Consider the following 24,265-nt stretch of genomic DNA (forward strand, 5'->3'; position numbering starts at 1 on the left):
CCGACACGACCATCGACGATCCCGGCATCGCGTCCGGGATCGCCGGCGGTTCGTTTCCGCCCTTGCGCAGCGGTCGGACGGGACCGCGAGGAGAAGCCATGAACATCGCCGTTTCCTTGAAGCCGCTGGCGGATCGCCTGCGGGATCCCTCCCTCTTGGCCACGCAGTGCTGGATCGACGGTGCCTTCGTCGGCGAAGGCGTCGACCCGGTCGACGATCCGGCGACCGGCGCGCGCCTCGCCCTGGTGCCGCGCTTCGGCGCGGCCGAGGCGACCGCCGCGGTCGAGGCGGCGGCTGCCGCCATGCCGGCCTGGGCCGCCAAGCTCGCCAAGGAACGCTCGAAGATCCTGCGCCGCTGGTTCGATCTCATCACCGAGAACCGTGACGATCTGGCGATGATCCTGACCGCCGAGCAGGGCAAGCCGCTGGCCGAGGCCCGCGGCGAGATCGACTACGGCGCAGCCTACGTCGAGTTCTACGCCGAGGAAGCCAAGCGCATCCGCGGCGAGACGCTGCCGACCCACCGGGCCGACGCGCGCGTTCTCGTCATCCGTCAGCCGGTCGGCGTGGTCGCGGCGATCACGCCGTGGAACTTCCCCTCGGCGATGATCACCCGCAAGGTGTCGCCGGCTCTCGCCGCCGGTTGCTCGGTGGTGGTCAAGCCGGCGCCGGAGACGCCGCTGTCGGCGCTGGCGCTCTGCGTGCTCGCCGAGCGCGCCGGCATCCCCAAGGGCGTCTTCAACGTCATCACCGGCGACGCCCCGGCGATCGGCGGCGTGCTGACCTCGCATCCGGCCGTCCGCGTCGTCGGCTTCACCGGCTCGACGGAAGTCGGCAAGCTGCTGATGCGCCAGTCGGCCGGCACGGTGAAGAAGGTCGCGCTGGAACTCGGCGGCAACGCGCCGTTCCTGGTGTTCGACGACGCCGACGTCGACGCGGCGGTCGAGGGCGCGCTGATCGCCAAGTTCCGCAACGCCGGCCAGACCTGCGTCTGCGCCAACCGCATCTATGCCCAGGCCGGCGTCTACGACGCATTCGTCGCCAAGCTCTCCGCCGCCGTGGCGAAGCTCAAGGTCGGCGTCGGCACCGAGGACGGCGTCGTCCAGGGGCCGCTGATCAACGACGAGGCGATCGCCAAGGTCGAGCGCCACGTCGCCGATGCCCGCGCCAAGGGCGCGTCGGTCGTGACCGGCGGCAATCGCCATGCCCTCGGTCGCACCTTCTTCGAGCCGACCGTGCTCGCCGGCGTGACCGCCGACATGGCGGTGGCGCGCGAGGAGACCTTCGGCCCTCTCGCCCCGGTCTTCCGCTTCGAGACCGAGAAGGAAGCCATCGACGCCGCCAACGCCACCGAGTTCGGCCTCGCCGCCTATGTCTACACCCGCGACGTCGGCCGGGTGTTCCGGGTCGGCGAAGGGCTCGAATACGGCATGGTCGGCATCAACTCGGGCATCCTCTCCTCCGAGCTCGCCCCCTTCGGCGGCATCAAGGAGAGCGGCAACTCGCGCGAGGGCTCGCACCACGGCATCGAGGAGTTCCTCGAGAAGAAGTACATGCTGGTGGCCGGTCTCGGCGCCTGAAAACACCCCGTTCCGGCCGCTCCCCCGAGGGCGGCCGGAACCGCTTTTCCCGACGCCGCGTGAGGTGCGGACCTCGGCTACGACGAACGTATGGTGTGCGCTTCGGGTTCGTACGGGTTTTCGCCACGTTACGGACTGGAAAACTACACGAATCTCGTCGATGCTGCACCTCGCTCGACCTCTCGCGCGATCATGCGAGAGGGGGCCCGCCGCGCACGCGGCGCGACAGTCTCGAGGGAGGCCGCAATGGTCCGTCGGTCCTTAGGAATTGGTTCCGTGTTCTTCGCTGCCGCCGTGGTCGTCGGTTCGGCCTCCGCGTTCGCCCAGGCCGACGTGATGAAGGCCTGCGGCGCCGAGTGGCAGCAGCTGAAGGAATCCAAGCAGGTCAAGCCCGGCCAGACCTGGAACAGCTATCTCGCCGACTGCCGCAAGGCGAAGGCCGCCGCGAAGCCCGCCGCCGCGCCGGCTGCTGCGGCTCCGGCCGCTGCCGCGCCCGCGACCCCGGCCAAGCCTGCCGCGGCCCCGGCGGCACCGGCGAAGCCCGCCGTCGCCGCTCCTGCCGCCGCCGGTGCCGCCAAGTTCCCGGCCGCGGTCGATCCGAAGTACGCCAAGGAGAGCGCCGGCAAGCAGCGCATGCACACCTGCCTCGACCAGTACAACGCCAACAAGGCCACCAACGGCAACGGCGGCCTGAAGTGGATCGAGAAGGGCGGCGGCTACTACTCGCAGTGCAACAAGGCGCTGGGCGGCGGCAACGGCTGATCGCCCGACCGCACGCGCGACCCGTCACGAAGGCCGGCAGTTTTCTGCCGGCCTTTTTCGTCGGCGGGACCCGCGAACCGGCGAATGCGACCATGCCGCTCTTGCGGCGCCAGCGTGCAGACGCTGGAATGTCGGGCGATCGACATTCTCACGCGAGATTCGCCATGGACCTCTTCTACGACCTCGACGGCAGACGCCTGCTCGGCCGGATGCCGGAGACCCTTCCGCGGATCGGCGAGACCATGGTGATGACGCGCTACGGCCGGGTGCGGCCCGAGCGCTGGGTCGTCAGGGGGATCGACTGGATCCTGGCGCAGGAAGAGGGCGCCCAGCACTTCAACCGCCCGAAGACGGTCGTCGTCCGGCTCGTGCAGGAGGCGGGGGCCGGCGGCGGCGGCGAGGCCGGACAGGGCGGGGAGACGTGACGCCTCCCCGCGGGGGTCGTCAGTTGGCGCGCGACCAGGTGTCCGACTTGCAGATCAGGCCGCCGAGCACGCAGCCCTGCAGCTTGAGCGAATCCGTGCCCGTCAGCGTCAGATAGCCGGTGTAGGTCTTGCCGTCCTCGGCATTGTAGACCTCGCCCTTCCAGCGATCGGCGCCGTCCGGCTTCATGCCGAGGATCACCTTGCGACCGGTGATCGGGTCGTTGCGCCGGGCCGGATCGGGATTGAACGTGTCCTTGCGCGGCGACTGTTCCCACACCACGGTGCCACAGAGCGCCGCGCCACACTTGTCGATGCGGATCTTCGACGAACCGCTGGCGCGCAGCCACGTGCCGGTCGGTTCTGCGGCCTGGGCCGCACCCGCGGCGAGCAACAGGCCGCCGATGATCGATGCCGCGAAAAGGGTCTTCATGTCCGTCGTTTCCTCCACGGGTTATTGTTGACGTAATGGTACGTTCTTTTCCTGGAAAGTAAAGACGATGCCGGGGGCGCCGAGGCCGGTACGGAACGCGAAAAGGCGCCGGTTTCCCGGCGCCCCTGGCGATTTTCGACGGACCTTCGCGGACACCGTCACATGGCGTAGGCCGACCGCAGGCCGCCCCAGTGACGCCCCTGGATCACCAGCGGAATGTCGATCTCCTTCATCGGCACGATCTTGCCGCCGCCGAGGTCGCGCAGGTAGGACTGCACCAGGAAGGGCCGCGTGTTGCGGGCGGCGAGCAGGCCGGTGCGGTCGTCGTAGATGCGGCGATTGCGGCTGTTGGCGGTGTTCCACAGGACGTCGCCGGGGCGCTGCGGCTGCGAATAGATCCGGTTGTGGACCGGCAGCCAGCCGTTGATGTCGACGGCGGCGCAGAAGGCCATGCGTCCGTCCTCCGTGAGGACCGCCTCCTGCACCGGTGGCAGGATGCGATCGAGCACGGTCAGCGCCGCGGTCTCGTACTGGACCGGCGCCGAACCGGGGATCTCGCGATAGTTGGTGTCGAAGAGGTCGGCGAGCGACAGTTGACCGCCCGACACCGCCGCCTCGATGGCGCCGCGGATGCGTTCGGCGGCACGTTCGGCGCGCTCGATCATCGGACGGAAATCGGCGTCGAGACGGGCGATCTCCGCCGCCAGACGCGTCTCCTGCTCGCCGCCGAGCTCGGAGAACCTGACGTGCAGTCCGTTGGCCGAGCGGCCGACCAGAGTCCCGACGAAGCCGCCGAGACCCGAGACGTCGAGGTCGAAACGTGCGCCGATCGGCGCCGGCAGATCGCCTTCGGGGACGATCAGGGCGCCGCCGAGCGACAGATCGATGGTGCGGAATCCGACGGTGCGACCGGAGACGGTGACCCGGCCGCGCTTCTCGACCGGCCAACGGTCGTGACGGCGGCGATCGGCCTCGGGGGTCTGGCGCAGGACCGTGACGAGCTGCCGGTTCATGCTCGCGACCGCGCCGTTCATCGTGTCGGTGGCGCCGGCGACGTCGCGGCCGAGTTCGGCGGCACGCGCCATGCCTTCGCTCATCTGGCGGGCGCGGTTGGCGACGGCTTCCGCGAAATGGACCGTCTCGTTGGTCGAGCGGCCGATCTCGGCGGTCGTGCCGATCTGCATGCGGACGGACTGGGAGACCTCGCCGAAGACCGGGCCGATCTCGCCGACCAGACCGACGATGCGGTCGACCGCGGTGATGTTGGCTTCCGCCGTGGCGCGCAGGCGGCCGATGGTGGCGCCGATCTCGTTGGTCGCCTTCTGGGTTTCGACCGACAGGGCCTTGACCTCGGAGGCGACGACGGCGAAGCCGCGGCCGGCGGCGCCGGCCCGTGCCGCTTCGATGGTGGCGTTGAGGGCGAGGAGATTGGTCTGGCCGGCGACGTCGGAGATCAACGCGACGACCGCCTGAATCTGTTCGATCGCCACCTTGAGTTCGGCGACCGAGGCGGCGGCGACCTTGGCGACCTCCACCGCGTCGTCGACGAGGCGCTGCGAGGTCTCGGCGCGGCGGCCGATCTCCTCGGCGGTCTGATGTAGTTCGTCGAAGCCCTCGGCCAACATCGAGAGGTTGCGCTTGGCGGTCTCGGTCTGGTCGACCAGGCCTTCCGCCTCTTGGCGCAGGTCGTCGATGATGACGATCGCTTCGCCGACACGCTCCTTGGTCTTGCGCCCCTCGCCTTCCATGCGGCGTCCGGCGCGGTGCAGGTCGGCCTCGAGCAGTTCGACGACGTCGCGCGTCGAGGACTGCGGCACGTCGGCTGTCACGGCCGTCTTAACTTCGTCTACCGGGGAGGGTGCGAGCGGCATTCCGGTCTTCAGGTCGTCGTCCCGGCGCGCTCTTGCCTTCGATCCGAAGTGAAACATGTCTCGATTCCGCCCTGCCGTCTCTCGTTCGGACAGTGTTGCTCGCCCCCGCGTTAGCGATCGGTTAAAATTCCAGAATTCGCAGTGACTTCGACCCAAAGTCGGAGGTCGCGTGGTGATCCGAACGCATTTCCGCTACGTAATATTCCGGGATCTGAAATATCGCATGTGTCCGACGCCCCGCGAAGACGTCGTTGGACGATCGTAACGCGATGATTTGCTCGACGTGGATCGGCGATCCAGAGTGATCGTCGAGGCAAGGAGATTCGGACATGGGCGCCCGCCCCGCGATCGTCTGGTTTCGCGACGACCTGAGGCTCGACGATCATCCCGCACTGCAGCGAGCGGTGGCGAGCGGCCGACCGGTCGTGGCCCTGTGGGTGCTCGACGAGTCGTCGCCCGGCCTGCGGCCGCTCGGCGGCGCGGCGCGCTGGTGGCTCGATCGGTCGCTGCGCTCGCTCGCCCGCGCACTCGAGGCGCGCGGCGGCCGCCTCGTCCTCCGGCGCGGGCCGGCGAGCGTCGTCGTGCCCGCCGTGGTCGAGGAGACCGGCGCCGAGGCGGTCTACTGGAACCGCCGCTACGGCGGGGCGGACGTGGCGATCGACCGCGAACTCGAGGCGGATCTCACTGGCCGCGGGATCGAGGTCGCGCACTTCCACGGCTCGGTGCTGTTCGAACCGGACGCGACCCGCACCGGAGCCGGCGGCCCCTACCGCGTCTTCACGCCGTTCTGGCGGGCCTGCCGCGCCGGTGCCGCGCCGCGCGCGCCCTCCGATGCGCCAGCGCGGATCGCCGCCCCTGCCCTGACGATCGCCTCAGACGATCTCGACGCCTGGGGCCTGACGCCGACCGCGCCCGACTGGTCCGGCGGCCTCGCCGCGACCTGGACGCCCGGCGAGACCGGTGCGGCGGCGCGGCTGGCGATCTTCCTGCGCGAAGGAATATATTCCTATGCAGAAGACCGCGACCGACCCGACCTGGAGGCCGTGTCGCGCCTGTCGCCGCATCTGCGATTCGGCGAGATCTCACCCTTCCGCGTCTGGGCGGCGGTCGAGGCGGTGGCGGCGGAGCGGCCGACGGCGTCGGTGGAGAAGTTTCGCGCCGAGCTCGGCTGGCGGGAGTTCAGCCATCACCTGATGTACCACTTCCCCGACCTCGAGGAGCGGTCGTTCCAGCCGCGTTTCGACGCCTTCGTGTGGCGCGACGATCCGACCTTCCTCGCCGCCTGGCGACGCGGGCGGACGGGCTATCCGCTGGTCGACGCCGGCATGCGGCAGCTGTGGCAGACGGGGTGGATGCACAATCGCGTGCGCATGGTCGTCGCCTCCTTCCTCGCCAAGCACGGGCTGATCGACTGGCGCCACGGTGAACGCTGGTTCTGGGACACGCTGGTCGACGCCTGTCCCGCCAACAACCCGGCCGGCTGGCAGTGGGTGGCGGGCTGCGGCGCCGACGCCGCGCCCTATTTCCGCATCTTCAACCCGATCACCCAGTCGGAGACCTTCGATCCCGACGGGGCCTACATCCGCCGCTTCGTGCCGGAACTGGCGCAACTGCCGACCGACGCCATCCATGCGCCGTGGAAGGCGCCGATGCTGGTGCTCCGGGCCGCCGGCGTGCGGCTCGACGACACCTATCCGCGGCCGATCGTCGACCATGCGACCGTTCGCGCCCGCGCGCTCGACGCCTTCGCGGCGACGGCGGCGGGGTGATCGGAAGACGGCTCACGAACGGCAGATTTCCGCGGATCGATTGACAGCGCGGCAACCGATGGGGCAAGTCTTTCGGGCGAGAAGCGGTGCGTCGCCCGAGGGTCAGAGGACCCGTCCGTCGGGCGCGGTCGGAACCGACGACGAAAGCGAGCGAGATCCCCCGAGATGTCCGTGAAGAAATCCCCGGCGACGAACGCGAACGGTTCGTCGGAACTGGGCCTCGGCCGGCTCTTGGCCTTCGCGCTGCCGGCGCTGCCCGTCGCAGCCTTCCAGCTTCCCTTCGTGATCCTGGTTCCGAAGTTCTACGCCGAGAACGTCGGCCTCTCGTTCATCGCGGTCGGGGCGATCATCACCATCGTCCGGCTGATCGACGCCTTCCTCGATCCCTTCGTGGGCTACTACGCCGACCACACCAGCCCGCGCTGGGGCCGGCGGCGGACGTGGTTCGGCCTCGCGGCGATCCCGACGACGCTGGGCGCGCTCTTCGTCTTCAACCCCTGGCCGATCATGGCGTTCGACAACGCATGGATCTCCGGCCTGTGGTTCTTCGTCTGGTCGATGATGCTGTCGGTCGGCTACACCGCGCTGTCGCTGTCGCATCTGTCGTGGGGCGCCGAGGTCTCGACCAGCTACTACGGCCGCAACCGCATCTTCGCCGCCCGCGAGGTCTTCGCGGTGATCGGCACGCTGGTGGCGACGGGTCTGCCCTTCGTGCTGTCGCGCGCCGGGTTCCACGGCGACACCTCGGTGCTGATCGCGCTGTCGGTGCTGGTCGCCGCGACGCTGCCCGCCTTCGCCGCCTTCACCGTCTTCTCGGTGCCCGAGCCCAAGCACGTGGCGCGCACCCACCTGAATTTCGTCGAGGGCCTCAAGGGGCTGCTCAAGAACGAACACTTCGTCCGCCTGCTCGGCGCCTACGCGCTCGCCAACATGGGCAACGGCGTGCCGGCGACGCTGCTGCTCTACTACGTGCGCGACTACGTCCACGGCAACGAAGAGACGCAGCGGCTGTTCCTGCTGCTCTACTTCCTGTTCGGCGTGCTCTCGACGCCGCTGTGGCTGTGGGTCTCCAAGAAGACCTCCAAGCACCGCGCCTGGAGCTTCGCCATGCTCACCGCCTGTACCGGCTTCATCTGGTCGCCCTTCGCCGGTTACGACGTGCTCGGCGAGAACGCGGTCTATGCCTTCGGCGTCATCATGATGCTCGCCGGCATGTCGGTCGGCGCCGACCTGATGCTGCCGGTGTCGATGCAGGCCGACGTCATCGACGTCGACACCGCGCGCTCGGGCGAACAGCACACCGGCTTCTATTTCGCCTCCTGGGCGCTCGCCAACAAGATTGCCCTGTCGATCGCGCTCGGCATCGGCTTCGTCCTGCTCGGCATCGTCGGCTACGACAAGGGCGATCACGTCCCCGACACGCTGTCGAAGGGCGAGATCCACGTGATGACCCACGCGCCGAGCGAAGGCGCCGTCATCGCACCCGCCGAGGTCGAGAAGCCGGCGGTGCCGCCGAAGAAGCGCAAGCACCACGCCCCCGACGCCGACAAGCCGGTGAAGCAGTCGCCGCTCGCCACCTGGACGCTGATCTTCCTCTACTGCGTCGTGCCGATCCTGCTGAAGCTCGCCGCCGTCCGCCTCGTCTGGAACTTCCCGATCGGCGCCGAGGAACAGGCGAGGCTCCGCGCCGAGATCGAGCAGAGGATGCGCGAGAACGGAAACGGAAACGGAAACGGCGCCGCCCACGGCTGAGCCGGCGGCACCGACCGACCTCGAGCATCGCATTCTTCCGAGGGGCCGGAATTCGGAACGACATGCCTTCGCGCGCACCCGTCGACGCGGCATGATCCGGCGCGAGGCTGCGCGAGGGGCGTGGCTCGTCGAGGTATTCCGGCATGACTTCTCCCGCGTGGGTTCCGCCCGTCCGTCGCGACGTGATCGAGGCGATCGGCAACACGCCGCTGATCCGACTCAACCGCGCCTCGGCCGAGACCGGCTGCGAGATCCTCGGCAAGGCGGAGTTCATGAACCCCGGCCAGTCGGTCAAGGACCGGGCGGCGCTGTGGATCGTCCGTGACGCCATCGCCCGCGGCCAGCTCCGCCCCGGCGGCACGATCGTCGAGGGCACCGCCGGCAACACCGGCATCGGCTTGGCCCTGGTCGCCTCGGCGCTGGGCTTCAGGACCGTCATCGTCATTCCCGAGACCCAGTCCCAGGAAAAGAAGGACGCGCTGCGGCTCGCCGGCGCCGAGCTCGTCGAGGTGCCGGCCGCGCCCTACAAGAACCCCAACAACTACGTCCGCCTCTCCGGCCGCCTCGCCGAGGAACTCGCCAGGACCGAGCCGAACGGCGCCGTCTGGGCGAACCAGTTCGACAACGTCGCCAACCGGCAGGCCCACCTCGAGACGACGGCGGAAGAGATCTGGGCGCAGACCGAGGGCCGTGTCGACGGTTTCGTCGCCGCCGTCGGTTCGGGCGGCACGCTGGCCGGCGTCGGCCTCGGCCTCAAGGCCAAGCGCGCCGACGTGACGATCGCACTCGCCGATCCGCACGGCGCGGCGCTCTACGAGTGGTACGTCAACGGCGTCCTGAAGGCCGAGGGCTCGTCGATCACCGAGGGCATCGGCCAGGGCCGCATCACCGCGAACCTCGAGGGCGCGCCGGTCGATCGCGCCTATCGCATCGCCGACGACGAGGCGCTCCGCGAGATCTTCGACCTCGCCGAACACGAGGGTCTGGTGCTCGGCGGCTCGTCGGGCGTCAACATCGCCGGCGCCAAGCGGCTCGCCCGCGATCTCGGCCCCGGCCACACCATCGTGACGATCCTCTGCGACAATGGCGGGCGTTATCAGTCGAAGCTGTGGAACCCCGCCTTCCTCGCCGAGAAGGGGCTGCCCATCCCCGAATGGCTGACCCGCAAGTCGCAAATCGCGGTTCCCTTCGAGCCCGTCTCGTGATCCCATCGGCGCCTCCAGCCCGACCCGATCGAGAGGCGCCATGTTTCCCGCGACCGAACCCGTCTTCCGCGACGATGCCTATGCGAAATCTTGCGACGCGACCGTGATCGGCCGCGGCGAGAAGGGCGGCATCATCCTCGACCGGACGATCTTCTACCCGACCGGCGGCGGCCAGCCCGGCGACTGCGGCCGCATGGTGTGGGCCGACGGCACCGAGACGGGCATCGTCACCACGGTCTGGGAGGACCAGAGCAAGACGGCGATCGCCCATGTTGCGACCGAGGGCATGCCGCTGCCGGAACCCGGCACGAAGGTCACGCTCGAACTCGACTGGGACCGTCGCCACAAGCTGATGCGCATGCACACGGCGCTGCATCTCCTCTCCGTCGTGCTGCCCTTTCCCGTCACCGGCGGCGCGGTCGGTGAGGAGGAAGGCCGGCTCGACTTCGACATTCCCGACGCCGATCTCGACCGCGACGCGCTCGACGCCCGGCTCGCCGAACTGGTCGCGGCGGATGCGCCGGTCACCTTCGACTGGATCACCGACGCCGAACTCGACGCCAATCCGGAGCTGGTGAAGACCATGTCGGTCGCCCCGCCGCGCGGCTCCGGCCGGGTGCGGCTGGTGCGCGTCGGACCGCGCGACGCCTCGATCGATCTCCAGCCCTGCGGCGGCACCCATGTTCGCTCGACCGGCGAGATCGGCCGTTTCTCGATCGCCAAGATCGAGAAGAAGGGCAAGATCAACCGCCGCGTCCGCGTTCGTTTCGTCTGACACGACAGAGAGACACTCATGACCGACCGTTCGAAGCTGCTGATCTCGACCGAAGACCTCGCCGCGCGGCTGGGCACGCCCGGTCTCGTGATCGTCGACGCCTCCTGGTACATGCCGGCGGAGAACCGCTCCGGCCGCGCCGAATGGGAAGCGGAACGCATCCCCGGCGCCGTCCATTTCGACCTCGACGCCATCGCCGATCATTCGACCGACCTGCCGCACATGCTGGCCGGCGCCGAAGCCTTCGCGGCCGCCGTCGGTGCGCTCGGGATCTCCGAGACGGCCGAGATCGTCGTCTACGACGGCGCCGGCTTCTTCTCCGCCCCGCGCGTTTGGTGGAACCTGACGGTCTACGGCGCGAAGAACGTCCGCATCCTCGACGGCGGCCTGCCGAAGTGGAAGGCGGAGGGACGCCCGCTCGACACGGCGGCGCCCGAGGTGCCCGCGCCCGCGACCTTCCGTGTGATGATCGACACCGGCCGGATCGCCGATCTCGACGGCGTCGTCGAGGTGCTGTCGACGGGTTCGGCGACGGTGGTCGATGCCCGTTCGGCGGTACGTTTCGCCGGCGAGGCGCCGGAGCCGCGGGCGGGTCTGCGCGCCGGCCACATGCCGGGGGCGAAGAACGTGCCGCATTCGGCGATCGTCGCGGACGGCCGCCTCGCCGACGAGGCGACGCTGCGGGCCGCCTTCGCCGCGGTCGATCTCGATCGACCGATCGTCACGTCCTGCGGCTCGGGCGTGTCGGCGGCGATCCTGTGGATGGCGCTCGAGAGCCTCGGCGTGCCGCGTAACCGCATGGCGCTCTACGACGGCTCGTGGACCGAATGGGGCGGTTCGCCGAAGACGACGGTCGTCACCGGGGCCTGAGGTCAGCCCTCGCCGAGGAGATCGAGCACGATCCGCGTCGCCGTGGCCCCGGGGGTCTCGGCGAGGCCCTCGCGCATGTCGGCGTCGAGCCGAGCGAAGGCGGCGATCTGCGCCGCCCGCGCCGCGCTCGGCGTCGCGAGATTGGCGAGGCGGGCGGCGACCGTCTCCGGCACCAGCGTCTCGTCGATGAATTCCGGCACCGCCAGCTCGCCCAGCACGATGTTGGGCAGCAGCGCCGTGCGCACCTTGGCCATCGAGCGCAGCGGCTTCGGGATGTCGAGGAAGTGCTTGACGATCCGGCCGATGGCGTCGAGCCGGTAGCAGGCGACGTGCGGAATGCCGGCGAGCGCCAGCTCGAGCGTCACCGTGCCCGAGGCGGCGAGCGCCAGATCGGCGGCGCGGAAGGCCTCGAACTTCGCCGCCTCGCCCGAGACGATGCGCGGGACGACCGGCCAGTCGGCGACGCGCGCCTCGATCTCGGCGCGGACATGGTCGACCGCCGGGATCGTCACCTCGAACGGGCCGACGCGATCGGCGAAGCCGCGCAGGATCTCGCCGAAGGGCGCCATCAGACGGGTCACTTCCGAACGCCGACTGCCGGGCAGCACGAGCAGGTTCAAGGGCCGCGTGCCCGGCGCCGGAAGATCGGCGCGGTCGGGGCGGCGGACGATGCCGACGCGTTCGATGTAGGGATGGCCGACGTAGAAGGTCGGCGGCCCGGCGAGGCGGCGGTGGACCTCCGGCTCGAAGGGCAGCAGCGCCAGCAGCCGGTCGGTGAAACGGGCGATCTTCGCCGCCCGGCCGGGGCGCCAGGCCCAGACGGTCGGCGAGACGTAGATGACGATCTTCTGGTCGGGCCGGCGCTTCTTCACCCGCTTGGCGACGCGGTGGCAGAAGTCGGGGCTGTCGATCAGCACCAGCACGTCGGGGCGCGCGGCGATCGCGGCGTCCGCCGTCTCGCGGATGCGCCGCAGGATCAGCGGCAGGCGCCGCAGCACCGGGCCGATGCCCATGACGGCGATGTCCGACATGGGAAAGAGGCTCGCGAGCCCCTCCCCCGTCAACGCCGGACCGCCGACGCCTTCGAGCGCCAGCCGATCGCCGAGCGCGGCACGCAGTCCGCGGGCGAGGCGGGCGCCGAGCAGGTCGCCCGAGGTCTCGCCGGCGACCATGAAGACGCGGACCGGGGGCTTTGCGACGTCGCTCACGATGCGGCCTCCTCGACGCCGAAGACGAAGATACCGGTCTCGTCGGCGGCGCGCGCGACCTCGGTCCGGTCGGCGACCAGCGTCGCGCCGGCGACGACGGCGATGCCGGAGAGCCCTGCGGCGGCGGCGGCGCGAACCGTGGCGGGGCCGATCGCCGGCATGTCGAGGCGCAGGTCCTGGATCGGCTTGGGACACTTCACCAGCACCGCCGGGGGATGTTTCTCGGCCCGCGCGGCATAGGTGGCGATCATCGCGTCGGTGCCGGACCAGTCCTCTGTGAGGACGACCGTGTCGCCCTCGAGGATCACGCCCTGACCGACGTCGCCGAGCCCGTGGCGGCGCGCGGCGGCGACGCCGGTGGCGATCGCGGCGCGGGCCGCCTCGTCGGGGGCGACGCGTCCGAGCGGACCGGCGGGCATGAGGAGTTCGGGCGCGGCCTCGGCGGCGCCGACGAGGCGCAGGCCGCGCCGCTCGAAGATGCGGCCGACGCGGCGCAGGATACCGTCCTCGCCGCCCGCCAGGATGCGCAGGCTGCGCAGCAGCACCCAGACGTCGGCGAGATCGAATTCACCCCAGCGCGGCAGGCGCTTGCCGACCGATCCGACGATCACCAGATCGCGGGCGCGGCGGTCGCGGGCGAGACGGATCAGGCGGGAGACTTGGCCGAGCGAGATCCAGACGTGGTCGTGGACCTCGATCTCGGCATCGGCGTCGCCGCGGATCGCGGCGATGGTGACGGGGCGGCCGCGGGCGGCGGCGGCATCGGCGACGAGGCGCGGAAAGCGCCCGCCGCCGGCGAGCACGATCAGCGGGCCCTCGCCCTCGTCGCGCCGCGCCGTCATCGCCCCCTCACCGCGGCATGCAGACGCGGCGGTCGCCGCCCTCGCGGATGAAGGACACCACGTCCATCACCAGCGGCTCGTCGGCGAACATCGTGGCGACGTCCTCGACGCGCTCGAGCAGCGTGCCCTCTTCCGAGAACAGCATGCGATAGGCGGCGCGCAGCTTGTGGATGCTCTCGCGCTCGAAGGCGCGGCGCTTCAGGCCGACGATGTTGAGGCCGCCGAGACGGGCGCGATCGCCGATCGCCGAACCGTAGGGGATCAGGTCGTTCTCGAGGCCGGAGAGGCCGCCGAGGAAGGAATGCGGCCCGATCCGCACCCACTGGTGCACGGCCGAGAGGCCGCCGAGGATGGCGTGGTCGCCGACGGTGACGTGGCCGGCGAGCGTCGCGTTGTTGACGAGGATGACCTCGTTGCCGACGCGGCAGTCGTGGGCGACGTGGGCGCCGACCATGATCAGGCAGCGATCGCCGACCGAGGTCAGCAGGCCGCCGCCCTCGGTGCCGGGATGGATCGTCACGTGCTCGCGGATGGTGGTGCCGGCACCGATCGTCAGGCGGCTCGCCTCGCCGTGGTACTTGAGGTCCTGCGGCGGGTGGCCGATCGAGGCGAAGGGATAGATCTTGGTCTTGGGGCCGATCTCGGTCTTGCCGGCGACCGAGACGTGGCTCACCAGCTCGACGCCATCGCCGAGCACCACCTCGGGTCCGACGACGCAGAAGGGACCGATGGACACGTCGGCGCCGACGACCGCGCCGTCCTCGACGATCGCGGTGGGATGGATCTTCGCCATGGGGACGATTCCTGTCTGTGTTGTTCGCGTCCGTGGTCTATCGACCGAACGGGCGCGAACAAAATCACTTCGTGTGTCGGTATGTGACGACGGCGGTCAGGCGACCAGCATGGCGCTGACTTCGGCCTCGGCGACGATCTTGCCGTCGACCTTGGCCTCGCCGCGGAACCACCACATGTTGGACCGCTGGCGCTGCTTGGCGACGTGGAACTCCACCGTGTCGCCCGGCACCACCGGCTTGCGGAACTTCACCTTGTCGACCGTCATGAAATAGACGACCGAGGGGCGCGCGCCGCCGCCGGACTTCTTGCTCTTCAGCACGCACATCGCGCCGGCCGTCTGGGCCATGGCCTCGATCAGATAGACGCCCGGGAACACCGGCCGCTCCGGGAAGTGGCCCTGGAACTGCGGCTCGTTGTAGGTGACGTTCTTGATGCCGACGCCGCGATCGTCGCCGTCGATGTCGACGATCTTGTCGATCAGCAGGAAGGGATAACGGTGCGGCAGGAGCTCGAACAGCTCCTGGATGCCGACGGATTCGAGCGTGGTGGCGGGTTGGTCGGTCATCGCGCTCCTCTTTCCTCTCTCGTCTCGGTCCACGACGGCGCCGCAATTGCGCCGGTCGGGTCCATCAGTCCTTGGCGTCCGAACGGGCGGCGAGACGCGCCACCGCGGCCAGTTCGCGCGCCGCTTCCATGAAGGGCTTCGCCGGCGCGCCGACCCAACGGGCTCCGGCGGGGACGTCGGTATGGACGCCCGAGCGCGCGCCGAGCTGGGCACCCGCGCCGATCGTGACATGGCCGGCGATGCCGACCTGACCGGCCAGGACGACGAAGTCGCCGAGCTTGGTCGAGCCGGAAATGCCGACCTGCGAAACGATGACGCAGTGGCGGCCGATCTCGACGTTGTGGGCGATCATCACCAGATTGTCGATCTTCGAGCCCTCGCCGATCACCGTGTCGCGGTTGGCGCCGCGGTCGATCGTGGAGTTGGCGCCGATCTCGACGTCGTCCTGGACGACGACGCGGCCGGTCTGCGGCACCTTCTGGTGGCCGCCCGCGCCCATGGCGAAGCCGAAGCCGTCCTGACCGATGCGCACGCCGCCGTGGAGGATGACGCGGTTGCCGATCAGGCAGTGGATCAGCGAGGCGTTCGGGCCGACATAGGCGTTGCGGCCGATGCGGACGTCGTGGCCGATCACCGCGCCGGCGCAGATCACCGTGCCGGTGCCGATCTCGGCGCGGGCGCCGATCACCGCACCGGGTTCGACGGTGACGCCGGGCTCGAGCTTGGCGGTCGCGTGGACATGGGCGGCGGGCGAGACGCCCGGCTCGGCGCCGAAGACGCCTTCGGGGCGCAGCGCGGCGGGATAGAAACGGCCGGCGACGGTCGCATAGGCGCGGTAGGGATCGCGCACGATCAGCGCGACCACGCCTTCCGGCACCTCCTTGGCGAAGCGCTCGGCCACCAGGCAGGCGGTCGCCCGGGTCGCGGCGAGCTGCGGCGCGTATTTCTTGTTGTCGAGGAAGGTCACGTCGCCGCGACCGGCACCGTCGAGCGGGCCGACGCCCTTGACCACGGTGGCGAGCGCCGTCTCGTCGGCGCAAGAAGCACCGGTCCAGGCACAGACTTCGGCGATGGTCGCCGGCTTGGGGGCAGCGAAGAAGGACGGATCGCTCATCGCGATGGAACTCCGACACGGTCGAACGGTCGGGCAAATCCGGGTCCGTTCAAAGAAAAAGGGCCGCCGCACGGATGGCGGCGGCCCGATCGATGCGGTCGATCGACCTCAGAACTGGGTGCCGCCCGAGAAGCGGAAGACCTGCGTCTGGTCGTACTTCGACTTCGAGACCGGGATGCCGAAGTCGGCACGCAGCGGACCGAAGGGCGAGCGCCACAGGATGCCGACGCCGACCGAGGCGCGGACCTTGTTCTCGTCGACGTAGTTCAGACCGGCCGGAACCGAGCGCTTGTCGATGCTCCAGAGCTGGCCGGCATCGGCGAAGGCCGACATGTAGAGGCCGAACTCGTCCGGGGTGCCCGGAACCGGCATCGAGACTTCCGCCGTCGCCGCCCAGTAGTTGCGACCGCCGAGGGCTTCCGAATAGACGCCGCCGATGTCGCGCGGGCCGAAGCCCGAGGAGGCGAAGCCGCGGATCGTCTCGCCGCCGAGGAAGAAGTTGTCGATGATCTCGAGCTTCTTGCCGATGCCGGCGATGTTGCCCGCGCGGCCGCGGACCATACCGATCACGCCCCAGTCGGCCCACAGTTCGCGATAGTAGCGGGCGTCGACCGTCGAGCGGATGTAGCTCGCGTCGCCGCCGGCACCGGCGAACTCTTCGGTCCACTTGGCGTAGATGCCGTCACGCGGGAACTGGATGTTGTCGACCGTGTTGTAGACCAGGCTGACGGCCGGGGTCGACACGATGCGGCTGCGCGACAGGACACCCGTGGTCGCACAATTCGACTGACCGCAGATGTAGTACTTGTAGGCCAGCGAGGCTTCGCCGTCCGACGTCACGTCGTTCGCCTGCGACGACTCGAGCGTGATCTTCGACTGCAGCAGGGTGTAGCTGACGCCGAAGGTCAGGTTCTCGGTGATCGGCAGGCCGAAGCGCAGCGTTCCACCGGTGTCCTTCTGCTCGTAGTTGCGGTAGCTCGTGGTGAGCTGCTGCTTCTGGAACACGTCGAAGCCGGCCGAGACGCGATAGCCGAGGAAGTAGGGCTCGGTGAAGGAGAACTGCCAGCCGCGGGTGTGCTGGCCGTACTGCACCGAGGCCTTCAGATACTGGCCGCGACCGAGGAAGTTCTTCTCGGAGAAGGACACGTCGCCGATGATGCCGTCGGCGGTCGAGTAGCCGGCGCCGAAGCCGAGTTCGCCCGTGGGCTGTTCCTCGACGTCCACGTTCACGACGACACGATCCGGGGCGGACCCCGTCTCGGTGTTGACCTTGACCGACTTGAAGAAGCCGAGACGGTTCAGGCGACGCTCGGCCTTGGAGACCAGCGCCTTGGAATAGGCATCGCCCTCGCCCATGTCGAACTCGCGACGCACCACGTAGTCACGGGTGCGGTCGTTGCCGCGCACGTTGATGCGCTCGACGTAGACGCGCGGACCTTCCTCGACATAGTAGGTGATCGAGATGGTGCGGCCGGCATAGTCGCGCTGGGCGCGCGGACGCACCTGGGCGAAGGGATAGCCGGAGCGGCTGGCGGCCAGCGACAGCGCCTCGATGGTCTTCTCGACCTCTTCGGACGAATAGACCGAACCCGACCGGGTGCCGACTTCCGACCGCAGCGCGGCGGCGTCGAGGCCCGAGAGCGAGCTCTGGACGTCGATCTCGCCGTAGGAATACTGCTGACCCTCGTCGATGGTGAAGCCGACGAAGAAGACGTTGCGCTCACGGTCGAGGTCGGCCGTCGCGGAGACGATGCGGACGTCGGCGTAGCCGTTCTTCATGTAGAACTTGCGCAGCGCGTCCTGGTCCTGCTGGAGGCGATCCGGATCGTAGGTGTCGGTCGAACGCAGCCAGCCGAGCAGGCCGGTCTCGCGGGTCTTGACGACGTCGCGCAGGCGGCCGGCGGAATAGGAATTGTTGCCGGAGAACGAGATGCGGGTGACGGCGGTCTTGTCGCCCTCGTCGATCTCGTAGACCAGGTTCACGCGGTTGTCGGGCAGGTTGATCACCTTGGCCTCGACCTGGGCGCGATAGCGACCGTTGCGGCGATAGGCCTCGAGCAGACGCTGCACGTCGGACTGCACGTCGTTCTTCGACATGAAGCCGCGCGGCTTGGCCTGAATGACGCCCTTCAGCTGCTCGTCGGTGATGCGTTTGTTGCCCTCGAAGGCGATCTTGTTGATCTGCGGGCTCTCGGTCACGACCACGACGGTGTTGCCGCCCTCGCGGGTGACCTTCACGTCGGAGAACAGGTCGGTCGCATAGAGCGCCTTGAGGACCGCATCGGTGTCACCGCCCTTGGCGTTCTGCACCACGTAGGAGCGGATCGTCTCGGTCTCGATTCGCTTGTTGCCACGCACGATCACGTCGGCTTTGGCAACGCTCGCCCCGAAGATTGCACCGTCGCCCATCGCGACGGGAACCACCGTCAGCAGCGCCGCCGCGAGGGCCGTCTTCTTCATCGTGCTCGCGAAGGAACTCATCGTATTTCGGCCCCGTTTCACTTCGACCCTCGACACCCTGCGACCTCCGCTGAACGCGGGACGCAGGCCCAACCCGGCGAGGATCGGAATCTCTTCGTCCGTACCGTGCTTTGTACAGCCTTTTGGCACATGTGCAACCCGACCGCCGGACTCTTCCGACGGGTTTGTCGGCGACCGTTGCCCGATCGCCACGTCATCGGCTCCCCACGGCTCGACCATACGCGATACTCCCCGAGCGTGAATGCGACACGACAACCTGCCGCTCCGTCAACCGCCGCTGCGCAGCGAGACGAGATGGAGGATGTCGTACCACGACGAAACCAGTGTCAGCGTCAGAATCAGCCCCAGACCGATGCGGAAACCGATGTCCTGGGCGCGTTCCGACAAGGGCCGGCCGCGCACCGCCTCGGCGGCGTAGAAGACCAGATGGCCGCCGTCGAGCATGGGAATCGGAAAGAGGTTGAGAAGTCCGATCGACACCGAAAGCAGCGCCACCAGATTGATCAGCGCCGGGAAGCCGAGCCCCGCCACCTCGCCGGAGATCTGCGCGACGCGCAGCGGTCCGCCGATCTGATCGATCGATTCCCGGCCCGAGAACAGGCCGCCGACGTAGGACAGCGTCTTCTCGACGAAGAACCACGTCTCCTTGACGCCCTCGACGACCGCCTCGCCGGGACCGAAGGTCCGGAGATGGCGATCGGCGGGATCGGTCGAGGCGCGGATGCCGACGAGACCGCGGCGCTGGCTGCCGAAGCGGCTCTTCTCCTCGAAGAGGCGCGGCGTCAGCGTCACGTCGACGCGGTGGCCGCCGCGATCGATCTCGAATCGGGTCGTCTGGCCGGCGCGCTCGGAGACGATGCGCATCACGTCCATGAAGGTCGCGACCGGCTTGCCCTCGATCGTCATGATCAGGTCGCCCGGGCGCACGCCGGCCTCGGCCGCGACCTCGCCCGGCGACACGTCGCCGACCTTGGGCAGCAGATCCCAGCGGCCGCCGAAGAACAGCAGGCCCGAGAAGACGACGATGGCGAGCAGGAAGTTGGCGATCGGCCCGGCGGCGACGATGGCGGCGCGGGCGCCGACCGACTTGGTCTGGAAGGCGTGGTCGCGCTCTTCCGCGCTCATGCCGTCGAGCGCCTCGCGATCGGGCACCGAGGCGGCGTTCTCGTCACCGACGAATCGGACGTAGCCGCCGAGCGGAATCATCGAGACGCGCCAACGGGTGCCGTGGCGATCGTTCCAGCCGAAGAGCTCGGGTCCGAAGCCGATCGAAAAGGTCACGACGCCGACGCCGCAGAAGCGGCCGACGAGAAAGTGCCCCAGTTCGTGAAAGAAGACCACGAGCGTGAGGACGAAGAGGAACGGCGGCACGTAGCCGACGAAACTCCACACGTCGTTGAGCACCTGCATCCACCACCCTCGACTGCCGGCGATACGCCCCGGTTCCCCGAGTGTCGCACGCCAATCCTTTACGAATATTCCACGGGATTCCGGCCGATTTCCGACCGGATCCGGAAACTCAACCCGCTGCGAAGAGCCCGCCGCGGACGACGGCGAAGGCGGCGGCGACGAGAGCCGCCGTCACCAGACCGTCGACCCGGTCGAGAAGACCACCGTGGCCGGGAATGATCCAGCCCGAATCCTTGACCCCGAAGCGACGCTTCAGGCTCGACTCGAAGAGATCGCCGCCCTGCGAGGCGATCGACATGACGGCGGCGAGCACCGCGATGGCGAAGAGCCCCTTCGCTCCCGCCACGGCTGCCGCGCCGACGCCGCAGATAGCGGCCGCGGCGAGCCCGCCGAGGGCGCCCGACCAGGTCTTCTTCGGCGACACCGCCGGCCACAGCTTCGGCCCGCCGATCGCCCTACCGGTGAAATAGGCGGCGATGTCGGTCGCCCAGACCACGGCGAAGAGAAAGATCACCTGCGCGAGCCCGGAGGGGCCTTGGCGAAGAAGCTCGAGCGAGAGCGACGGCAGCACCGCGTAGAACGGCCCGAAGGGCGCCCAGCGATCGGCCCCGGCGACGGTCCCTGCCCTCGCCTCGACGAAGCCGACCGCGGCGGCGGCGAACATCGCGCCGGCCGAGAGCAGCATTGCGACCTTGCCGGCGGCCGGGACCAGCCCGACACCGACCGCGACGGAGAGCCCCACCAGCGCCAGCTGGACGAGGCGCAGCGGCGCCCAGGAGCGGCCCATGGCGATGGTCGCCCATTCGGACGCCATGACGACGCCGCAGAGGACGACGAGGAGCGAGAAGGCCGTCCCGCCCACCCAGGTGACACCGAGGGCGACGGGCGCGATCACCACGGCCGAGGCCACGCGCAGCTTCAGTTCGCGCGACTTGTCGCCGGCCGGGTTCGCGTCGGTCATTTGGCCCCCAGGGAGACGCCGATGCCGCCGAAGCGGCGTTCACGGCCGTTGTATTCGTCGATCGCCGCGTCGAAGGCGGCCTCGTCGAAGTCGGGCCAGAGCACGGGCGAGAAGACCAGCTCGGAATAGGCCGCCTGCCACATGAGGAAATTGGAGAGCCGCTTCTCGCCCGAGGTGCGGATCAGCAGATCGGGATCGGGGATCCCGTCGGTCCACAGGGCATTGGCGAAGGCGTCGCGATCGATCGCGTCGGCGGCCAGCTCGCCGCGGGCGACGCGCTCGGCGAGGATGCGGGTGGCCCGCACGATCTCGTCGCGCGAACCGTAGTTGAAGGCGATGATCAGCCGCAGGCCGGTGTTCGCCCGCGTCAGATCCTCGGCCTCGGCGAGCAGCGCGGCGATGTCGGGGGCGAGATCGCCGCGTTCGCCGATCACCGAGATGCGGACGTTCTCGGCATGGAGCTCGGCGAGGTCGCGGCGGATGAAGTACTTGAGGAGCCCCATCAGGAACCCGACTTCCTCCGCCGGCCGACGCCAGTTCTCGGACGAGAAGGAGTAGAGCGTCAGATGGCCGATGCCGCGCCGCGAGGCGTGGCGGATGATGCGACGCACCGTCTCCATGCCGCGGCGATGGCCTTCGGTGCGCGGCAGGCCGCGGGCCTGGGCCCAGCGGCCGTTGCCGTCCATGATCAGGGCGACGTGGTTCGGCACCTCGCCGGCGGCACCGGCGAGGTCGCGTTCGATCGAACCGTCGGACGCCATGCTCATGTGCTCGGTCCCCGTCCCGTCCGTGACCCGGATCAGACCTTGGTGATGTCCTGCTCCTTGGCGACGAGCAGCTTGTCGATCTCGGCCACGGTCTCGTCGGTGAGCTTCTGGACGCGATCGGCGAGACGGCCCTCCTCGTCCTCGCTCATGCCGTCCTTGACCGCCTTCTTCAGGCTGTCGATGCCGTCGCGGCGGACGTGACGGACGGCGACGCGGGCCGCCTCGGCGTACTTGTGGGCGACCTTGACCAGCTCCTTGCGGCGCTCGGCGTTGAGCTCCGGGATCGGCACGCGCAGCGTCGCGCCTTCGGAGATCGGGTTGAGGCCGAGGTTGGCCTCGCGGATCGCCTTCTCGACGGCGCCGGCCATGCCGCGATCCCAGACCGAGACCAGCAGCATGCGCGACTCGGGCACCGAGACGGTGGCGACCTGCGACAGCGGCATGCGGGCGCCGTAGGCCTCGACCGTCACCGGCTCGAGCAGGTGGGTGGAGGCGCGACCGGTGCGCAGGCCCGAGAGCTCTTCCTTGTAGACGTGGACCGCTTGGCCCATGCGACGCTTGATGTCTTCGATGTCGAACTTGTGTGCCATGGGGGCTTCCTCGGAAGGCTTCCTCGGGATCGGCCCGACCGGCGAGGCGATCGCTCGGAGCGGGCCCGGACGGCACGGGGATCGGCCCCGGCGCCCGTGATGAAAAGCGTCTCGCGTCGCGGCGCGCGGGCCGGTCAGGCCCCGCGCCCGGCCACCAGGGTGGCGCGGCCGGAGCCCTTCAGCACCTCGATCAGGGCGGCGGGCTCCTCGAGCGAGAACACGATTATCGGAATAGCGTTGTCGCGGGCAAGTGCGAAAGCCGCCGTATCGAGCACCTTGAGATCGCGGCCGATCGCCTCGTCGAAGGTCAGACGATCGAAGCGGGTCGCGGTCGGGTCCTTCTTGGGGTCGGCGGTGTAGACGCCGTCGACGTTGGTCGCCTTGAAGATGGCGTCGCAGCGCATCTCCGAGGCGCGCATCGCCGCCGTGGTGTCGGTGGTGAGGAACGGTGTGCCGAGACCGCCGGCGAAGAGCGCGACGCCGTCGGTCGCCAGCGCCTCGAGCGCGTGGCGCTGGGTGAAGTCGTCGGCGACGGCCGGCATCGACAGGCCGGAGAAGACCTTGGCCTTGAGCCCGCGGGCGCTCAGCGCCTCGCGCATGGCCAGCGCGTTCATCACCGTCGCCATCATGCCCATGTGGTCGCCGGTGACGCGGTCGGTGCCCTGCTTCTGCAGCCAGGCGCCGCGGAAGAGGTTGCCGCCGCCGATGACGATGCCGATCTCGGCGCCGAGCGCGCGGGCGGCGACGATGGCGTCGGCGATGCGGCCGACCACGTCGGTGTCGATGCCGAGCGGCGCGCCGCCGGCCAGCGCCTCGCCCGAGAGCTTCAGAAGGACGCGTTTCCAGGCGAGGGTCTCGGTCATTCGTGGCTCCTTCGGTCGGGCGGCGGGGCGAGTCGCGGTGCGCCTGGCGCGTGCGGGCTGGCAATACACGAAGCACGGCGTTTCGTCATCAACCGGGCCTCAATAAGAGAAAAGGCCGCCCGCGGGTCTCGCGGACGGCCTTTTCGAAGTCGTTCGATCGCTCGGATCAGACGCCCGCGGCGGAGGCCGCAATCAGACGCCCGCGGCGGCGGCCACCTCGGCGGCGAAGTCCGAGGCTTCCTTCTCGATGCCCTCGCCGATCACCATGCGCACGAAGGCCTTGATGGTGACGGGGGCGCCGAGGTCCTTGGAGGCCTGGGCGACGAGCGCCTCGACGGTCAGTTCCGGGTTCATCACGAAGTTCTGCTTCAGGAGGGTGACCTCCTCATAGAACTTGCGGATGCGGCCCTCGACCATCTTCTCGACGACGGCGGCCGGCTTGCCGGACTCGAGCGCCTGAGCGGAGAAGATCTGACGCTCCTTCTCGACGATCGCCGGGTCGATCTCCTCGGTGCGCACGGCGGCCGGGGTCGGATCGTGGGCGGCGACATGCATGGCGATCTGCTTGCCGAGGGCGGCGAGCTTGGCCTTGTCGGCGGCCGACTCGAGCGCGACGAGCACGCCGATCTTGCCCATGCCGTCGGCGACCTGGTTGTGGACGTAGGAGGCGACCACGCCGTCGGCGACCGAGATCAGCGCGGTGCGACGCAGCTGCATGTTCTCGCCGATGGTGGCGACCGCGTCGGTCAGGCTGTCGGTGACCGACTTGCCGGTCGAGGGCAGCGCCGCGGCGGCGAGCGCGGCGACGTCGCCGCCGGTGGTCAGGGCGAGCTGGGCGATGCCCTTGACGATCGCCTGGAAGCCTTCGTTGCGGGCGACGAAGTCGGTCTCGGAGTTGACCTCGACGACGGCGCCGCGCAGGCCGTCGGTGGCGACGCCCACGAGACCCTCGGCGGCCGTGCGGCCGGACTTCTTGGCGGCCTTCGACAGGCCCTTCTTGCGCAGCCAGTCGACCGCGGCCTCCATGTCGCCGGCGTTCTCGGCGAGGGCGGCCTTGCAGTCCATCATGCCCGCGCCGGTCTTGTCGCGGAGTTCCTTCACCTGGGAAGCAGAGATGCTCATGTTCGCCTCTGGAGGGTCATGTGATGAAAAACGGCCGAGGCGGAGGCCTCGGCGACGGACGGGAACACGTGAGCCGCGACTCGGGGGGCGGCCTGCTCGAACCATCCG

Annotated in this window: 22 protein-coding genes; 8 read left to right on the forward strand and 14 right to left on the reverse strand. The window is 69.4% G+C overall.

Annotation, left to right across the window (positions count from 1 at the left end; genetic code table 11):
* Positions 1 to 98 precede the first annotated feature (98 nt).
* From ACT541_RS11420 to ACT541_RS11430, 3 genes are all read left to right on the forward strand, one after another.
* Positions 99 to 1,580, forward strand: coding sequence for an NAD-dependent succinate-semialdehyde dehydrogenase (locus tag ACT541_RS11420; protein WP_476136931.1), 1,482 nt, complete (start codon positions 99 to 101; stop codon positions 1,578 to 1,580).
* 246 nt (positions 1,581 to 1,826) lie between these two features.
* Positions 1,827 to 2,342, forward strand: coding sequence for a hypothetical protein (locus ACT541_RS11425; protein WP_476136933.1), 516 nt, complete (start codon positions 1,827 to 1,829; stop codon positions 2,340 to 2,342).
* A gap of 164 nt (positions 2,343 to 2,506) precedes the next feature.
* Positions 2,507 to 2,767, forward strand: a complete 261-nt coding sequence (locus ACT541_RS11430; protein ID WP_476136935.1) for a hypothetical protein — start codon at positions 2,507 to 2,509, stop codon at positions 2,765 to 2,767.
* Positions 2,768 to 2,786: 19 nt separating this feature from the next.
* Here ACT541_RS11430 and ACT541_RS11435 read toward each other — a convergent pair whose 3' ends face one another.
* Both ACT541_RS11435 and ACT541_RS11440 read right to left on the reverse strand, forming a co-directional pair.
* Complete coding sequence (locus ACT541_RS11435) at positions 2,787 to 3,197, reverse strand: DUF2147 domain-containing protein (RefSeq protein WP_476136937.1); 411 nt, start codon at positions 3,195 to 3,197, stop codon at positions 2,787 to 2,789.
* Positions 3,198 to 3,355: 158 nt separating this feature from the next.
* Positions 3,356 to 5,026, reverse strand: coding sequence for a methyl-accepting chemotaxis protein (locus tag ACT541_RS11440; protein ID WP_476136939.1), 1,671 nt, complete (start codon positions 5,024 to 5,026; stop codon positions 3,356 to 3,358).
* 371 nt (positions 5,027 to 5,397) lie between these two features.
* Here ACT541_RS11440 and ACT541_RS11445 point away from each other — a divergent pair, with 371 nt between their 5' ends.
* From ACT541_RS11445 to sseA, 5 genes are all read left to right on the forward strand, one after another.
* Positions 5,398 to 6,837: a cryptochrome/photolyase family protein gene (locus ACT541_RS11445; RefSeq protein WP_476136941.1), complete on the forward strand. Its 1,440-nt coding sequence runs from the start codon at positions 5,398 to 5,400 to the stop codon at positions 6,835 to 6,837.
* 171 nt (positions 6,838 to 7,008) lie between these two features.
* Positions 7,009 to 8,589, forward strand: coding sequence for an MFS transporter (locus tag ACT541_RS11450; RefSeq protein ID WP_476136943.1), 1,581 nt, complete (start codon positions 7,009 to 7,011; stop codon positions 8,587 to 8,589).
* A gap of 143 nt (positions 8,590 to 8,732) precedes the next feature.
* Positions 8,733 to 9,794, forward strand: a complete 1,062-nt coding sequence (locus tag ACT541_RS11455; RefSeq protein ID WP_476136945.1) for a cysteine synthase A — start codon at positions 8,733 to 8,735, stop codon at positions 9,792 to 9,794.
* A gap of 40 nt (positions 9,795 to 9,834) precedes the next feature.
* The gene (locus tag ACT541_RS11460) at positions 9,835 to 10,569 is read left to right on the forward strand and encodes an alanyl-tRNA editing protein (protein WP_476136947.1); all 735 of its coding nucleotides are present in this window, start codon (positions 9,835 to 9,837) and stop codon (positions 10,567 to 10,569) included.
* 18 nt (positions 10,570 to 10,587) lie between these two features.
* A complete protein-coding gene (gene sseA, locus ACT541_RS11465; RefSeq protein WP_476136949.1) occupies positions 10,588 to 11,439 on the forward strand; it encodes a 3-mercaptopyruvate sulfurtransferase in 852 nt (283 codons plus the stop codon).
* Positions 11,440 to 11,441: 2 nt separating this feature from the next.
* Here sseA and lpxB read toward each other — a convergent pair whose 3' ends face one another.
* From lpxB to tsf, 12 genes are all read right to left on the reverse strand, one after another.
* A complete protein-coding gene (lpxB, locus tag ACT541_RS11470) occupies positions 11,442 to 12,647 on the reverse strand; it encodes a lipid-A-disaccharide synthase (protein WP_476136951.1) in 1,206 nt (401 codons plus the stop codon).
* Positions 12,644 to 13,489 (reverse strand): LpxI family protein, encoded by an 846-nt coding sequence (locus ACT541_RS11475; RefSeq protein WP_476136953.1) that lies wholly within the window; start codon positions 13,487 to 13,489, stop codon positions 12,644 to 12,646. The genes lpxB and ACT541_RS11475 overlap by 4 nt, the downstream gene beginning before the upstream one ends.
* A 7-nt stretch (positions 13,490 to 13,496) precedes the next feature.
* Positions 13,497 to 14,282, reverse strand: coding sequence for an acyl-ACP--UDP-N-acetylglucosamine O-acyltransferase (gene lpxA, locus ACT541_RS11480; RefSeq protein WP_476136954.1), 786 nt, complete (start codon positions 14,280 to 14,282; stop codon positions 13,497 to 13,499).
* Between the two features lie 96 nt (positions 14,283 to 14,378).
* Complete coding sequence (gene fabZ, locus ACT541_RS11485; RefSeq protein WP_476136956.1) at positions 14,379 to 14,849, reverse strand: 3-hydroxyacyl-ACP dehydratase FabZ; 471 nt, start codon at positions 14,847 to 14,849, stop codon at positions 14,379 to 14,381.
* A 64-nt stretch (positions 14,850 to 14,913) separates the two neighbouring features.
* Complete coding sequence (gene lpxD / locus ACT541_RS11490; protein WP_476136957.1) at positions 14,914 to 15,963, reverse strand: UDP-3-O-(3-hydroxymyristoyl)glucosamine N-acyltransferase; 1,050 nt, start codon at positions 15,961 to 15,963, stop codon at positions 14,914 to 14,916.
* Positions 15,964 to 16,071: 108 nt separating this feature from the next.
* On the reverse strand, positions 16,072 to 18,423 hold the full coding sequence (gene bamA / locus ACT541_RS11495) for an outer membrane protein assembly factor BamA (protein WP_476136959.1): 2,352 nt from the start codon (positions 18,421 to 18,423) through the stop codon (positions 16,072 to 16,074).
* Positions 18,424 to 18,711: 288 nt separating this feature from the next.
* Positions 18,712 to 19,854 carry a M50 family metallopeptidase gene (locus ACT541_RS11500; RefSeq protein ID WP_476136961.1) on the reverse strand — a complete coding sequence of 381 codons (1,143 nt, stop codon included), beginning with the start codon at positions 19,852 to 19,854 and terminating at the stop codon, positions 18,712 to 18,714.
* 109 nt (positions 19,855 to 19,963) lie between these two features.
* On the reverse strand, positions 19,964 to 20,815 hold the full coding sequence (locus ACT541_RS11505) for a phosphatidate cytidylyltransferase (RefSeq protein ID WP_476136963.1): 852 nt from the start codon (positions 20,813 to 20,815) through the stop codon (positions 19,964 to 19,966).
* Positions 20,812 to 21,582, reverse strand: a complete 771-nt coding sequence (locus ACT541_RS11510) for an isoprenyl transferase (RefSeq protein WP_476136965.1) — start codon at positions 21,580 to 21,582, stop codon at positions 20,812 to 20,814. The genes ACT541_RS11505 and ACT541_RS11510 overlap by 4 nt, the downstream gene beginning before the upstream one ends.
* A gap of 32 nt (positions 21,583 to 21,614) precedes the next feature.
* A complete protein-coding gene (gene frr, locus ACT541_RS11515; protein WP_476136967.1) occupies positions 21,615 to 22,172 on the reverse strand; it encodes a ribosome recycling factor in 558 nt (185 codons plus the stop codon).
* Positions 22,173 to 22,306: 134 nt separating this feature from the next.
* Positions 22,307 to 23,035 (reverse strand): UMP kinase, encoded by a 729-nt coding sequence (gene pyrH, locus ACT541_RS11520; RefSeq protein WP_476136968.1) that lies wholly within the window; start codon positions 23,033 to 23,035, stop codon positions 22,307 to 22,309.
* A 192-nt stretch (positions 23,036 to 23,227) separates the two neighbouring features.
* Complete coding sequence (gene tsf / locus ACT541_RS11525) at positions 23,228 to 24,157, reverse strand: translation elongation factor Ts (RefSeq protein ID WP_476136970.1); 930 nt, start codon at positions 24,155 to 24,157, stop codon at positions 23,228 to 23,230.
* Between the last annotated feature and the right edge of the window lie 108 nt (positions 24,158 to 24,265).

The sequence above is a fragment of the Pinisolibacter sp. DMC100 genome (genome assembly GCF_056313705.1).

Excerpts from the sequence above, each read along its gene's own strand:
- ACT541_RS11475 (WP_476136953.1), bottom strand. The coding sequence starts at position 13,489 with ATGACGGCGCGGCGCGACGAGGGCGAGGGCCCGCTGATCGTGCTCGCC.
- fabZ (WP_476136956.1), bottom strand. The coding sequence starts at position 14,849 with ATGACCGACCAACCCGCCACCACGCTCGAATCCGTCGGCATCCAGGAG.
- frr (WP_476136967.1), bottom strand. The coding sequence starts at position 22,172 with ATGGCACACAAGTTCGACATCGAAGACATCAAGCGTCGCATGGGCCAA.
- ACT541_RS11510 (WP_476136965.1), bottom strand. The coding sequence starts at position 21,582 with ATGAGCATGGCGTCCGACGGTTCGATCGAACGCGACCTCGCCGGTGCC.
- bamA (WP_476136959.1), bottom strand. The coding sequence starts at position 18,423 with ATGAAGAAGACGGCCCTCGCGGCGGCGCTGCTGACGGTGGTTCCCGTC.
- pyrH (WP_476136968.1), bottom strand. The coding sequence starts at position 23,035 with ATGACCGAGACCCTCGCCTGGAAACGCGTCCTTCTGAAGCTCTCGGGC.
- ACT541_RS11460 (WP_476136947.1), top strand. The coding sequence starts at position 9,835 with ATGTTTCCCGCGACCGAACCCGTCTTCCGCGACGATGCCTATGCGAAA.
- ACT541_RS11505 (WP_476136963.1), bottom strand. The coding sequence starts at position 20,815 with ATGACCGACGCGAACCCGGCCGGCGACAAGTCGCGCGAACTGAAGCTG.
- sseA (WP_476136949.1), top strand. The coding sequence starts at position 10,588 with ATGACCGACCGTTCGAAGCTGCTGATCTCGACCGAAGACCTCGCCGCG.
- tsf (WP_476136970.1), bottom strand. The coding sequence starts at position 24,157 with ATGAGCATCTCTGCTTCCCAGGTGAAGGAACTCCGCGACAAGACCGGC.
- ACT541_RS11445 (WP_476136941.1), top strand. The coding sequence starts at position 5,398 with ATGGGCGCCCGCCCCGCGATCGTCTGGTTTCGCGACGACCTGAGGCTC.
- lpxA (WP_476136954.1), bottom strand. The coding sequence starts at position 14,282 with ATGGCGAAGATCCATCCCACCGCGATCGTCGAGGACGGCGCGGTCGTC.
- ACT541_RS11435 (WP_476136937.1), bottom strand. The coding sequence starts at position 3,197 with ATGAAGACCCTTTTCGCGGCATCGATCATCGGCGGCCTGTTGCTCGCC.
- ACT541_RS11430 (WP_476136935.1), top strand. The coding sequence starts at position 2,507 with ATGGACCTCTTCTACGACCTCGACGGCAGACGCCTGCTCGGCCGGATG.
- ACT541_RS11455 (WP_476136945.1), top strand. The coding sequence starts at position 8,733 with ATGACTTCTCCCGCGTGGGTTCCGCCCGTCCGTCGCGACGTGATCGAG.
- ACT541_RS11500 (WP_476136961.1), bottom strand. The coding sequence starts at position 19,854 with ATGCAGGTGCTCAACGACGTGTGGAGTTTCGTCGGCTACGTGCCGCCG.
- ACT541_RS11420 (WP_476136931.1), top strand. The coding sequence starts at position 99 with ATGAACATCGCCGTTTCCTTGAAGCCGCTGGCGGATCGCCTGCGGGAT.
- lpxD (WP_476136957.1), bottom strand. The coding sequence starts at position 15,963 with ATGAGCGATCCGTCCTTCTTCGCTGCCCCCAAGCCGGCGACCATCGCC.
- ACT541_RS11425 (WP_476136933.1), top strand. The coding sequence starts at position 1,827 with ATGGTCCGTCGGTCCTTAGGAATTGGTTCCGTGTTCTTCGCTGCCGCC.